This is a genomic window from Virgibacillus flavescens (assembly GCF_050574275.1).
GTDB lineage: Bacteria > Bacillota > Bacilli > Bacillales > Amphibacillaceae > Virgibacillus_F > Virgibacillus_F flavescens.
In genome coordinates this window covers 586,118-599,213 of the sequence record NZ_CP192260.1, presented here as the reverse complement: position 1 = coordinate 599,213, position 13,096 = coordinate 586,118, and the positions used below count along the sequence as shown (strand labels likewise).

15 protein-coding genes and 2 riboswitches are annotated in these 13,096 nt (G+C 33.5%); of the genes, 11 read left to right on the top strand and 4 right to left on the bottom strand.

Going from position 1 to position 13,096, the window contains the following annotated elements:
* Positions 1–165 precede the first annotated feature (165 nt).
* The 5 genes from VBD025_RS02925 to VBD025_RS02905 all read left to right on the top strand — a co-directional run bounded on the left by VBD025_RS02925 (position 166) and on the right by VBD025_RS02905 (position 4,211).
* On the top strand, positions 166–1,680 hold the full coding sequence (locus VBD025_RS02925; protein ID WP_430789159.1) for a zinc-ribbon domain-containing protein: 1,515 nt from the start codon (positions 166–168) through the stop codon (positions 1,678–1,680).
* 54 nt (positions 1,681–1,734) lie between these two features.
* Positions 1,735–1,983 carry a hypothetical protein gene (locus VBD025_RS02920; RefSeq protein ID WP_430789156.1) on the top strand — a complete coding sequence of 83 codons (249 nt, stop codon included), beginning with the start codon at positions 1,735–1,737 and terminating at the stop codon, positions 1,981–1,983.
* Positions 1,984–2,298: 315 nt separating this feature from the next.
* Positions 2,299–3,273, top strand: a complete 975-nt coding sequence (locus VBD025_RS02915) for a hypothetical protein (protein ID WP_430789154.1) — start codon at positions 2,299–2,301, stop codon at positions 3,271–3,273.
* 289 nt (positions 3,274–3,562) lie between these two features.
* Positions 3,563–4,057 (top strand): hypothetical protein, encoded by a 495-nt coding sequence (locus tag VBD025_RS02910; protein WP_430789152.1) that lies wholly within the window; start codon positions 3,563–3,565, stop codon positions 4,055–4,057.
* Positions 4,058–4,085: 28 nt separating this feature from the next.
* The gene (locus VBD025_RS02905) at positions 4,086–4,211 is read left to right on the top strand and encodes a hypothetical protein (protein ID WP_430789150.1); all 126 of its coding nucleotides are present in this window, start codon (positions 4,086–4,088) and stop codon (positions 4,209–4,211) included.
* Between the two features lie 109 nt (positions 4,212–4,320).
* On the opposite strand, the gene sda is transcribed toward VBD025_RS02905, so the two are convergent.
* Positions 4,321–4,467 (bottom strand): sporulation histidine kinase inhibitor Sda, encoded by a 147-nt coding sequence (sda, locus tag VBD025_RS02900; protein WP_430789148.1) that lies wholly within the window; start codon positions 4,465–4,467, stop codon positions 4,321–4,323.
* 221 nt (positions 4,468–4,688) lie between these two features.
* A complete protein-coding gene (locus tag VBD025_RS02895) occupies positions 4,689–4,886 on the bottom strand; it encodes a response regulator (RefSeq protein ID WP_430789146.1) in 198 nt (65 codons plus the stop codon).
* A 133-nt stretch (positions 4,887–5,019) separates the two neighbouring features.
* Positions 5,020–5,103, bottom strand: a riboswitch (cyclic di-GMP riboswitch).
* Between the two features lie 229 nt (positions 5,104–5,332).
* Positions 5,333–5,417: riboswitch (cyclic di-GMP riboswitch) on the top strand.
* 81 nt (positions 5,418–5,498) lie between these two features.
* Between VBD025_RS02895 and VBD025_RS02890 the strand changes: the two genes are divergently transcribed.
* Positions 5,499–7,826 carry a sensor domain-containing protein gene (locus VBD025_RS02890; protein ID WP_430789144.1) on the top strand — a complete coding sequence of 776 codons (2,328 nt, stop codon included), beginning with the start codon at positions 5,499–5,501 and terminating at the stop codon, positions 7,824–7,826.
* Between the two features lie 115 nt (positions 7,827–7,941).
* Positions 7,942–8,442 carry a PAS domain S-box protein gene (locus tag VBD025_RS02885; protein WP_430789142.1) on the top strand — a complete coding sequence of 167 codons (501 nt, stop codon included), beginning with the start codon at positions 7,942–7,944 and terminating at the stop codon, positions 8,440–8,442.
* A gap of 643 nt (positions 8,443–9,085) precedes the next feature.
* Here VBD025_RS02885 and VBD025_RS02880 read toward each other — a convergent pair.
* The gene (locus tag VBD025_RS02880; protein ID WP_430789140.1) at positions 9,086–9,283 is read right to left on the bottom strand and encodes a hypothetical protein; all 198 of its coding nucleotides are present in this window, start codon (positions 9,281–9,283) and stop codon (positions 9,086–9,088) included.
* 84 nt (positions 9,284–9,367) lie between these two features.
* Positions 9,368–9,901: a hypothetical protein gene (locus VBD025_RS02875; protein WP_430789138.1), complete on the bottom strand. Its 534-nt coding sequence runs from the start codon at positions 9,899–9,901 to the stop codon at positions 9,368–9,370.
* Positions 9,902–10,337: 436 nt separating this feature from the next.
* Here VBD025_RS02875 and VBD025_RS02870 point away from each other — a divergent pair, with 436 nt between their 5' ends.
* The 4 genes from VBD025_RS02870 to VBD025_RS02855 all read left to right on the top strand — a co-directional run bounded on the left by VBD025_RS02870 (position 10,338) and on the right by VBD025_RS02855 (position 13,043).
* Positions 10,338–10,565 (top strand): hypothetical protein, encoded by a 228-nt coding sequence (locus VBD025_RS02870; protein ID WP_430789136.1) that lies wholly within the window; start codon positions 10,338–10,340, stop codon positions 10,563–10,565.
* A 31-nt stretch (positions 10,566–10,596) separates the two neighbouring features.
* On the top strand, positions 10,597–10,914 hold the full coding sequence (locus VBD025_RS02865; RefSeq protein WP_430789134.1) for a hypothetical protein: 318 nt from the start codon (positions 10,597–10,599) through the stop codon (positions 10,912–10,914).
* Positions 10,915–11,079: 165 nt separating this feature from the next.
* Positions 11,080–12,093: an HNH endonuclease gene (locus VBD025_RS02860; protein WP_430789132.1), complete on the top strand. Its 1,014-nt coding sequence runs from the start codon at positions 11,080–11,082 to the stop codon at positions 12,091–12,093.
* 83 nt (positions 12,094–12,176) lie between these two features.
* On the top strand, positions 12,177–13,043 hold the full coding sequence (locus tag VBD025_RS02855; protein WP_430789130.1) for a DUF7662 domain-containing protein: 867 nt from the start codon (positions 12,177–12,179) through the stop codon (positions 13,041–13,043).
* Positions 13,044–13,096: the final 53 nt, after the last annotated feature.

Genomic DNA, 13,096 nt, shown 5'->3' with positions numbered 1-13,096 from the left:
TGAAACTAATTTAATTTCAAAATGGTACGGTGGAGAAATTGATATAATTGTAAATGAAACTGGGATAAAAGATCGTATGAATCATTATAAAAATTAAGAGCAACAAAATGGTTGGAAACTGACGAATATATTAACTGATCAGTCCTTTACAATGGAGACAAAAATATGAAGAATACAAGAGGATTAATTGCTGAAGAGCGACCAGATTTAGTTGAAGAATGGTGTGAGACAGAAAATGGCATGCATACGCCTAATACTATCAGAACTGGCTCTGATAAGTTTATTAAATGGCGATGTAAAGAATGCGGGCATTTATGGAGTACACAAGCTAAAAGCAGAGCAATTAAGAATACTGGTTGTCCTAAATGTCACGAAAGATATAATGTGAGCTTTCCTGAACTTGCAATTTACTTTTATTTAAAGCAAGTATTCAGAGATGCAGAACTAAATGCAAATATTGAGGGTATTGGCAAATATAAATCGGTTGATGTCATAATACCATCTTTTAATCTAATAATTGAGTATGATGGCGGGCATACCCATAGGGATAGGTTTAACTTAGATAAAGAAAAAAGTGAACTTATCATAGATAGAGATTATGATCTAATCCGTATAAGAGATAATGGATTATCCCCACTTAAAATTGATGGAGTAAAGGAATATTTATATGAGCGTACGTCAAATAAAACAATTGGACAACTGATTGAACATTTACTCTTAATGATAGATAAGCAATATAAAGGATATACAAATGGCATTGAAAGAATAATAGAAAGAATTAATGTTGATTTAGACAACATACCTATACTTGCTCAAATTCCACCAATCATTGAAAAGGATAGTCTATTAGACAATTGTCCAGAAATAGAAACTATATGGGACTATTGGAAAAATCACCCGTTAAGACCTGAACATTTTAAACAATACTCAAACCATAAGGCATGGTTTATCTGTGGAAAAGGACACACAACTTTAGTCCAGATTGGCAGTAAAGCCCAAGGGCATGGTTGTAAAGTCTGTAGTGGTCAGGTTGCAACCGAAGAATATAACTTGATATTATTATTTCCAGAAATTGCAAGAGAGTGGAATTATGAACTAAATAAGAATATTACTCCTGAAAAATACTTACCATTTTCTAACCAAGTCGTTTACTGGGATTGTCTAAAATGTAAATCAACATACAATAAGATGATTAATGAACGTACTGGTGGCGGTGAAGGATGTCCGTATTGTGCAGGTAAAAGGGCGAATGATACCAATTGTTTATCTACTACGAACCCCCATCTCGCAACTGAATGGGACTATAATAAGAATGGGAATCTAACTCCACAAAAACTGACAAAAGGCTCTCATGATAAGGTTTGGTGGATATGTGAGAAAAACCATAGTTACCCTAAAGTGGTTTATGATCGGGTAGGTGGTGGAGGATGCCCTACTTGTTATGAATTATATGGCCGTTATTTACCTAAAAAGGTTAAGAAGGAGAATTCTTTAGCAGTAAAGAAACCTGAAATTGCTAAACAATGGCATCCTACTAAAAATGATAGAAGTCCATTTGAAGTAGGGGCTTATGCAAGAAAAGAATATTGGTGGTTATGTGTAAATGGACACGAGTGGCAAGCAACCCCAAATAGTAGGAGAAGCCCTAAGTGTAAGTATTGTAAAGATAGTATTAAGTAATACTTAAAAATTAGTTAATTTAAGTGAAAAACAGAAAAGTTAGGGGGCAGTTATATGGATGAAAAATATTCTTTAAATGCAGAGACATTAAAATTCATATTAGAGTTTGAAAAAACAGTTCAGAATGGGAAGCGATACTTAAATACAGAAGTAGTACATCTATTTCAACAATCATCGTATCACAAAAGCGTATTTGAAACGTATATAGATAATGCTATTAATAAATCTATTTGGTATGCCATTAAAAGGAGTGGAAACTGGGAATTTACTAAAAAAGGATTATATACAAAGAAGTACGGATAAAAAGCGTTTTGGCCTATTTATGATCAGTTTCAATGACTGGAAAGCAAGAACCAGCATTTATACAAAAGAGATTGGAAAATTATTAATTCACTAAACATAGTGTGTTTATTAAGTGTTGTTATAAATAAAAATAACTACTACATATAAATAAAATATGATGACGATAAATGAGTTATTGCTATTATATCCATATTCAATTTATTCTTGCCAGCTTGGTTTGAACAAGGTTAAGGTAAGTATGTTCAAAACGATATGAGGCTAATGTAAAACTAATACTTATAGAGGAACAATTTATATTTGGGAGAAGGGACAGGAATGTCTATATACAATAACATCTTTCATTATTACCGAGGACAAACAAGAAATGGATCAGAAGAAAGAAAACTACTACAAATAGAAAATAACACAACAAAAGCATTTATAAATGTACTGCAACATTCTTCGCCATTATTAACAAAGAATTTCATAGAGTGGTTAGGATTCAAGGGGAACGGTGAAAACTCCTTTGAGTACATGTATCAAGTCACCAATGAGCTTCATCGTAAGACCCCACAAGCAATTGTAATCGGAATTGCCGAAACTGATAATATAATAAATAATCTACAGGATAAAAAATATAGTATTCCCGATGGGGCAATCCTTTCAGATTCAGTTTCAATATTATTAGAGACTAAAATAGGTTTAAAATCTTACATAGAAATCAATCAGATCGAGGGACATAAAAAAAGGTTTGCTGTAGATCAAAATGTTGAGGAAAATATAGTTGTGACGTGGAATAAAATAAGGGTATTTTATTTGGAACAATTACAACAATTTAGAAAGACTAAAGAAACTTTGACGTGCTTTTTATTAGAACAATTTGAAGAGTTCTGTGTTATCAATTGTATAGGTAGTGCAAAAACTAATGAATATTCCTTTTTACAGTTCGAGAAGGTAAAGGCACAAAAATTAGCAAGGAAAATTCACAATTATATTTGGGAAGAAGCAGGATATAAAGATGTTCAGGATGCAGGAACAAGAGATGGAATTGGTTACAAAAGAATTGGAAAACCTAAGTTTGCTACTTTATCAATTCAGAGACAAAGACATTTTATCCTGCATATTGGTAAAAAGGAACAACGATTAGGGCTAAGCATACAAAATGAAATAGATAATGTTATTGGAAGGAAATTTGATAGACAAAGGCATGATGAAGAAAGGTATCCTCATGAAACGTATATACGGTTAGAATGGGTGGATAATTTTGAACAAATCCGATCTTTCATAGATTTAGCATATAAATTACGTTAATTCCAGCCAAAATAAATTACAACTTACCGCTGTTCCAATCCTTAATAATGAAAAAGAAAATCAAAGTAAGATTCGCATGGTATGTAACTGAAACAAGTGGTAAACTTAAAAGTAGAGGTTCGACTAAAATTTTCTAAAGGGATGCGTGAACTATGATTAGTTTTCAGTCCAATATAAATAACGTATATATAGAAGCACTTACCTGATAATGATGGGTGAGTGCTTTTTTTTATATAATGGTAAATTATTTTTTACCAATTACATTCTTGAAAGGAAGAGAGGAAACAAAATGGATAAGGATGTTAAAAGGTTAATTGAAGAGAGTGAGGCGTTTGAGATCGGGTTTCCAGACGGAGTTTACACTGTACCAATGACTAAAAAAGTGAAGGTTCGTTCATTAATTGAATACTGCCAGAAAAAGGGTGTTTCAATAGAATCTTTGGGTGAAGCAGAGGTTTTACAATTTGTCGAAAAGGTAGAGGGGAAGAGCATGAATAATAATCAAGACTTTGAAGATATCGTTAAGAAAGCAAGGAAAAAAGTTTGGAATATTGTGATTAGTTTGCTTGATAATAAAGTAGATATTTATACAATCATCGGTATTTTGGCGGTTGAAAGAAATGATTTGGAAGAACTACAAGGGGGAAAATATGAAGTTGCGAAACGAATTGCGATTAACCTTGCTGAAGAGGCACATGAATTGAATCTCACCGCTAAAACAATTGAAGAGAAAACTGGTGTAAGGCAATCGGAGTTTATTAAGTTCATGAAAGAAGAGGGATAATATCACGATATAGTGGAGAAAGATTGTTATGCGAGAGGCAAAAAAGCAGGCAACCGCAAGAAAGTTTACAAGGCTTCCAGATGACTATGGATCTCAAATATCTAAGAAAAATAAGAGAGCTATTGAACTGCTCAGACAATACAAAAAAATTTAGCGAAGGGGAGGCGGGTATGGCGAATAATAAAATTTGGTTTTATTGAGTTCGAACTTCAATGCCAAAATAACCCAATTTTTCCTTTGAAAGAGAGGGATTTACCTAATTCTCAATTATATGTTAAGTTAGAACTTTGAGGATCGATCCCTCTGAAATTCAACTCACTTTTTAAAAGAAGGATAAAATCCATTTCGAATTCTAATTCAATAGCCTTTTGGTAGGCATCTATTAACAGGTTGTTGTCTAAAAACTTCATCAGTAATTTCCCCTTGGTAAGTTGCTTTCCATGTACCTAATTTATTTTTGATGTGTGTTAATATATATCTATCTTTTCGATTGCTTTAACAAGTCCATTAAAATGGGGCTTTACTATAAAGTCTTTCGCACCCGCATCAATAGCTTCAATTATATTTTGTTTCGACCCCATGGCTGAACACATAATTACCTTACCGTTGTAATCAACTTATAGAATTTCTTTTAATGTTGTTGATCCACTAACTTTTGCATGGTTATATCAAGTAAAACAATGTCTGTTTTATGTTTTTTATGCTGATCAATGGCTTCTTGTCCGTCTCTCGCTTCCGCAATGACAATATATTGTTCATATGGTTCAATTATATATTTTAACCAGGTTCTCATAAATGTCGAATCGTAAGCAATTAAGATTGGCCTCATATCTATCCCTTCTTCATATGGGAGAGCTACTAATTTTAAGGATTGTAGGAAATTAGTCCCCAATAAACAGCCTACTACAAAAGAGAAAAGGTTAGTCTCACCAATTAGGAGACTAACCTTGTGTCTCACCCTCTTCGGTAACTCGGCTATCACAGCATATTACCTTAGACCCGTAGCTTTGCGACCTTACCTTTCAGTAAGTTTTCCATTATCGGAGGATGCCTTAATTATTTTTATGATTACAGTTATATTGTACTATATATTGTTTAGTGCGTGAAGGTTTACTTTACCTGATTTTGCCAAAAGTTCTCGATTATTAATAGAATTTGCTGTATGATAGTAGGTATTAAGTAGTGTTATTCGAAGTAGTGATTAAAGTTACAGAAGTTTAAGTTGCAGACAATTTATTTGAGGGTTAGATATATATAGAAAGTAAACAAATGAATAATAGATAAAGGCAAATTTATCGAAAGATGAAGACGCAAAACTACAGGGGCTAAGATCGAAGGATTAGGCCAGCCAGTTACCGATACTTTTTAAAAGGACTAATCGGTTTTCGGTTAGTCCTTTTTTATAAAATACAGGAGAAAACTGTGGATTTGAGGGGTATATATGGTAATTATAGTAGGCGTTGGTATTGTAATTCTTAACATTTTCGCTTTTGTTCTATTTAAGTCTCACACAGAGAAAAAAATACAAAAACAACTGGTAGATTTAAAGATGAATGAACAATTTTATCAGTCACTTTATCAACAAAACCCTGATATGGTATTAACTTTCGACACAGAAGGGAAATTTTTAAGTGCGAATAAGATTGTAGAGTCCTATGGATATACTGAAGAAGAATTGCTCCACCGATCCTTCGCCCCCCATGTTGTTCCAGATCAATTGGAAAAGACTTTAGAAAATTTTTATACAGCAACAAAAGGTACATCAACAAACCATGAAACGGCTATATATAGTGAAAGTGGTGAGCAGTTTAATCTTAATATTACAAACATCCCCATCATTGTAAATAACCAAGTCGTTGGTGTGTATGCGATTCTCAAAGATATTACGGAACATAAAAACGCACAAAAGGCATTAGCGGAAGCGGAAGAAAAATACAGAAACTTAACAGAGAACTCGTTAGTTGGGACTTATATAACCCAAGACGGAAAATTTATTTATGCTAATCCAAAACTTCTTGAAATGTTGGGGTATAGCGAGGATGAGATTATTGGGTCAAACGTCATAGATTGTATCTATCCAGAAGACCGCCCAATGGTGTATGAAAATATAAAAAAACGCTTGCTTGACAGTTCTGTTAATGTAGACTATCAATATCGAATGGTGAAAAAAGACAATACGTTACTGTATGTGCAGAATTATGGATCCACTATGGTGTACCAAGGTAACACAGCGGCCATCGGTGCGGTCTCAGATATTACTGAGCAAAAAAAGGCACAAGAAACGATTGAGTACATGGCTTATCATGATGCCTTAACTGGATTATCAAATCGTCATCACTTTTACAATCATTTGAAGACTACTTTAGCTGAAAATACTACTGAAAATTTGGCTATACTCTTCTTTGATTTAGACCGATTTAAAATGATTAATGATTCGATGGGACATGGCATAGGGGATCGTTTGTTACAGGCGGTTTCTAAAAGACTCATAGAATATATTGGCAATCAAGGTGAATTGGCACGAAATGGTGGAGACGAATTTCTTGTTTCTCTTTTAAACATGGATCAAGAAAAAATTACCATTGTCGCTAATCAAATTCTTGATTGTTTCACGAAGCCGTTTTATATTGATCAATATGAACTATACACAACACCAAGTATTGGTATCAGCTCCTATCCACATGATGGCGATGATGTTGAAACACTAATTAAAAAGGCTGATTCAGCTATGTATCGGGCGAAACGAAAGGGAACAAACAATTATCAATTTTATTTTTCAAATCAAATTGAAAAAACATATAAAAAATTTGAAGTCGAAATGGATCTACGTAAAGCACTGGAACAACAGGAGTTTGAATTATATTACCAACCGAAAGTCAATCTTTCTACAGGGAAAATGGTTGGTGCAGAGGCACTGATGCGTTGGAATCATCCAGAAAAAGGGTTCATTTCACCAGGAGAATTTATTCCCAGGGCAGAGGAAACGGGACTTATCATACCAATGGGTGAATGGGTTTTACGTACGGCATGTTTGCAGGCTAAGAAATGGCAGGAGAATGGGCTACCTCCTTTTGAGTTGTCAGTTAATCTTTCTGTAAGACAGCTTTATCAGCCAAACTTAGTTGAAATGATTAGACAAGTTATATGGGAATCAGGACTTGACCCTAAAAATCTCGAACTGGAGATTACTGAGAGTATGATGGCAGATAGTGACCACGTTCTGAAAGTTCTAAGACAACTGAAAGAATTAGGTGTAAAAATTAGTTTAGATGACTTTGGGACAGGGTTTAGTTCTCTTCATTACCTGAAGGATGCCCCGATCGACAAACTTAAAATTGATCAATCGTTTATTCGTCATTGTACGAAGGACATGAATGATGCCACCATTGTAAAAACTATAATAGCTATGGCACATCAATTAAAACTTGAAGTCATCGCTGAGGGAGTCGAAACAAAAGACCAACTCATTTTTTTACAACAAAATTTATGTGAAATATCAGAGGGTTATTTATTTAGCAAGCCTCTCCCACCAAAGGAATTTGTACTACAATTTGGCGAGATTGAAAAAAACGTTAATCTTTACGGAATCCCTGAAGGATTACAAAATCGACAATGGATGGAAAAGGCATTGCAGATTGCACGTCAAGAGTTATTGGATACCATTAGAATGCAACAAGGAATGACGTTTAAATATATAAAGGAAGACGCTAAATTCATTCACACACTTTGCGGGGGGGGAGTTACTTTACAAAATAGGATTGACCCCTGAGCAAGTTATTTGAAGAGAATTAAAGGATTTTCAATCCAATGAAGAAGCAGAAAGACAAGCCCAATATTATAAGCGAGCCTGGGAAGGTGAAAAGGGCATTTCTTATGAAGCAAAAATGAATGGAGTCACCCACTTAGCATCCTTACGCCCTGTTGTCAAAGGAGGAAGGGTTGTTGAGGTTATTGCTTCATGTGTTGATATTACAGAACGGATAAAGGTTGAAGAAGCATTAAAACAGAGTGAGACTAATAGTCGACTCATTGCCGAACATATGTCAGATTTCACTGCAATTATAGATGCGTCTGGGCTGGTAAAGTATGCGTCACCATCTCATGAGGAACTCTTTGGATTATCGCCGTCATCCCTTGAAGGACACTCTATATTTAAGATAGTCGAACCCATTGACTTCCCGAACCTGCGAGAAAAGTTTGAATCTATGATTGCATCTAAGACACCTTTTTGGGTGAATTATAGATTTAAGGATGTCCAAGGTCAGTGGCGTTATTTAGAAGCTCAATGGATTCCTGTATTGAATGAAAAGGAAAACATCAAGCATATTGTTATCGCTTCCCGTAATGTAACAGACAGAAAAAAGCCTGAAGATTCAATGCGTTAGATGGGACTTTGTCAGAAGTGGCAATAAATTCGATTATAAAATATAATGTTTCATCATCTAATAAATATTTCTCTACCATACGACAATCCCTAAAAGATAAGAAAGTATAAATTTTTGGCTCTACCACAGTGTTTGTTACTGTGGTATTTTTATTGTCGTTGTTTAGGCAACTATATTGTGATCAAAAAATGAATAAAGAGATGAATGAATATGGATTAGAATAATGTAAGAAAGGGAGAAAAGTGATTGTGCCATTTTTGGAAAACAACCACATTGAGGCATAAAATTGCAATACCGTAAAAAAAGTGTATGATTAAAATAGGCAGTTTATATGACCGTATAGAATTGCCTGTGCAATAGTATGATTTTCCTTTGGGAAATCAGCACCAGTTATAATTAGTCACCTGTGCCGATCAGATTATAGCAAGAGTGGCTAACTTCCTTTAAACAGAGACAATATAGCTATAATCACACCTAAAAATACTGAACAAATGAATCAGAGCAATCAGTAGAGTTATAGCTTCATATACTGTCTACTGTCTTTTCACTACCCCTTTGTTCATAAGTAGTTGCATTTTCCACTCTTCAATTATCTTTTATTCAATTAAAGCACCTGTTAATTTAAGTGTATTGCTTCACAAACTTAACTCATCCTGAGAAAGCTACTTCCAAAAAGCCACATCATTGGTGTTAGAATAACCAGTAAAAATAACCCTGTGAACATATACTTAATGTATTGTTTTTTATTTACGCCTTCTCTTAATTCCCAAAGTCCTAATGTAATGAAATATAGTCCAACTAAAATTGAAGCGATTGGAAGAACTATAAATAAAATACCCATGTACGCATCCCCTTATAATTTTATATAATTTCTAATTAAAGATAAGCACCAGTTTGTTGAACAAGCGAATTTATTAAATAATGCTTATTTCACCTCTGACTCAATAGTTGTAAATATCCTTGTATAAACATCTTTTATATTGGTTTCATTTTCAGTATCATTGTATAATCCGTAGCCCCAAGTTTTAAATGTATCTTTTTCTTCACTCAAAATGCCTGTTGCATATGTTTGGTCTTCAATATTAGGAGATTCTTCATAGGTCATATCATCATATATAAATGGTAGATATGATTTCTTTGATTGAATGAAGAAAACAGGTATTTCTAATTCGCTATACACTTTTGCATATTGCCTTTCTCCTGCTTGTACCAGGTATTCCTTCATAATGAAAACAGCATCGAACTCAGTAAAAATGTTTTTAACATTTGATTCTAATTTGTCTAAAGTTATACTTTGGAAATTAACATTCTGCTCCCTTACATCAGGTGTTTCGCCTATTACACCAATGTTCAATCTTTCACCCTTGTAAATAGGAGATTCAACTTCATCTTCTGCATTACAGCCCACTAAAAATACTAAAAACCCAAGAAATCCTATAAGCAACTTTTTCATATTCATTGTAAAAACCCCCTTAACAAATATACATCAAACACTGCATTAAAATTGATATCTTATTCAATTAACCTGCTTCGTTACTTTAAGTACGACTCTTCACAAGCTCCATTTATTTTAACATAAATTTCCAATCATTATAATCTGGTCTAATACATTAAATATGTTTTTAGTAGTTCAACATAAAGACTATTTATGAAACCACAGCACTCACTCAAAGTAAACTCAAAGGTTTAAAAAATGCAGAAATGATTCAAAAAAGAGATCTGTCAGGTACATGGTAGTAATACGAAAAAAAGAAGCTAAGATCTTTCATATATAATTAATCATTTTCAATTGGATTTAATCCTAAAGGTTGTCTTAAGAATTAAATGTCATATTTTTTCAACATATTGCCACCTTTTCTAATTCTGTTTCGATTGTAGCTATAGGAGGCGATAATATGAAAAAAAGTAATAGAGAAAGTGTAAGTTATACCATGTGGAAAGAATGGGAGAACTACGAAAATTATATTTATTTTGATGAAATTATTAACACAGATAGTTACGATGCATATGCGGACACTCCAAGCAAGAAAGATTGTGACCAAATATGTGGTGAAAAGTCAGGGGAAGTAATTATATATAAAATAAATGCTCCCGATATATCTAAAAAAATAGATATACTATAGCTAACAATATTATAGAAAGGTAGGGGTCGGTTTGCCACATAAACTAATTACACCTGATAAAGCAAGAAAAGAAATTGAACGCTTACGAAACTATATCGAATTAGTTGAGTGTTACGAAGTAGATACGCTGGAACAATGGATAATTAAAAAGTATGCGGAAACAAATAGTATTAAAAAAATATTGGAGATTGCTGATAATGAATCAATCAAAAAAGGAGGAATCGCTTTAGGAAGGGAGTACGTAACCAGTGTTATAATTGGGAAGACCAAGGATGAATTACATCGGATAATAAGGTTAGGATTTATACAAAAATATAAACCGAATAAAAGAAATTATGAACGTTATTAACTTATACCTTGCCTTATAGATATGCCCCTTTTATCAACATATTGTAATTTCAACATCTACATTGCGTGCTTATTATATCTCTTCGAATCAAGGTTTTTGTATGCTTTTGTCGAATATAATATAAAAGGGTTATTATTCAAATTTGGTATAGGGGTTGTAACAATAATGGCGAAATATGGAGATAGTGGATTAGGATATGAAATCGTTAGAGCGGTTAATAATGGTTATATGGTCGAACCGATTACACATGAAAAGGTTAGACTCTTTTGTGAAAAAAATAAGATAGATGTAAGCGAAAGTCATATGAGAGTTATTTTGACAAATGCAAGCGAAAATACACACAGTCCAACTTACAAGAAATATTTCAAAAGAGTTGGTCGAGGGGAATATGTTGTACTTCCTGAATATAAAAATCAAGCAAGATATTTTTGGCTTAATGTTAATTCAACTGGCTATAATTGGACTTTTACGGATATAAAGGTAGGTAAAACTCAAACTTATTCCAGTCATAAAGAAAATGGGAACAGACGTAAAAATGAAAATTGCTTTAAGGATATTAAAGTAGGAGATTGTGTTATTGCATATGCTACAGGTGGGGAGAGGGCGATAACTACTCTTTGCAAGGTTATAGAAAAGTATGAAGAGAATGACGCAATTGAAGTAGAGTTCCAAAAAATAAGAGACTATGAAAATACTTTGAAGTTGGAGACTCTAAAAGAATCTATAGAATTGGAAGACTGTGAAGTAGTCCATTTTCATAGAGGAACACTGTTTGAAATTGAAAAAAGGCATTACGAAGTGATGGTGCAAATGCTTGAAGAGTTAAATAAACGTGTAGATACTGATGAAGAGCTTTACTTGGCTGTAAAACAGGCAATTAAAGATGGTAACAAGAAAAGGGAAGTTCGTTTAGCAAGTAGAAGTACCGTTTATCCTGAACCATATGAAGTAGCTACGAGGGCATTTAAGCGTAATGCAGACGTTATTGGCGAGGTATTGATTCGAGCAAATGGTATTTGTGAGAATTGTGAAAAGGAAGCTCCGTTTAAAAGGGCTTCTGATGGAACCCCCTACTTAGAAGTTCATCATAATAAAAGATTGGCAGACGGTGGCAAAGATACAGTTGATAACGCAATAGCTGTTTGTCCCAATTGCCATCGAGAATTACATTTTGGTTGAAACAGTTATGTGTTAGAGAGAAGTGTTAAGTATTGCTAAGTTCTGTAGATATCAGGGGAACAAAACATAGGAGGTAAAGATAAATGGATAGGGTAATAGAAGGAAAATACATTCCCTTACAAAATTACTTGAAGAAATTAACATCATCACATGTTACATTGTCATTTAGTGAAATTGAAGGTATTTTGAATACTCCATTACCCAAATCCGCATATAAATATCAGGCCTGGTGGGTGAACAGTCTAAAGGCTCATTCTCATGCTTCAACTTGGTTAGAAGCAGGATATGAGGTAGTGAATGTTATATTTAGTGAATATGTTGAGTTTATCAGAAAAGAGAATTCGGAAATGCAAACTCAAAAGGAAGATACAGTAATTAAGTTGGATATTAGGAAGGGATTATCTAATGAAGAAATGAACTACATCGACAGTCTATCTAAAAAAGTGGATAAAGTTAGGTCTTTTCTATCCAATAATATGCCGTCGGATTTTTTCAATGAAAATTTGATTGAACAGTACGAGTCAATAAAAGGTTTTAGAAGATTAATAGGTAACATAGATAACGATTTGAGCTTCTTAGGTTGCCTGCTAATAAAGGAGTTTCTTAATCAAAGATATTCAATTTCTGGCTTAAATATGGGATTGAAGCCCCAGGGTTCCCCTGGATTGGATATTGATGAAACAACCAGTGATGGAAAGAGGATAATCGGCGAATTGAAGACTACCTATCCATTTAAAGAAAATGACCTCGGTTCAAATCAAAAAAGCAATTTCATAAAGGACTTTGAGAAATTACAGCATAACAAAGCAGATTATAAATACTTTTTTGTAACTGAATCTAAGACATTTGATATCGTTCAGAACAAATATCACCAACATCTTAAAGGGGTAAATCTTGTTTTATTACCACAAGCCATTTCAAATTCTCAGTTTATTATTTCGTATTCTTAATATAGACAGTAAAAAGATCAGTACATGGGGAACCATTGTTACTGATCTTTTTT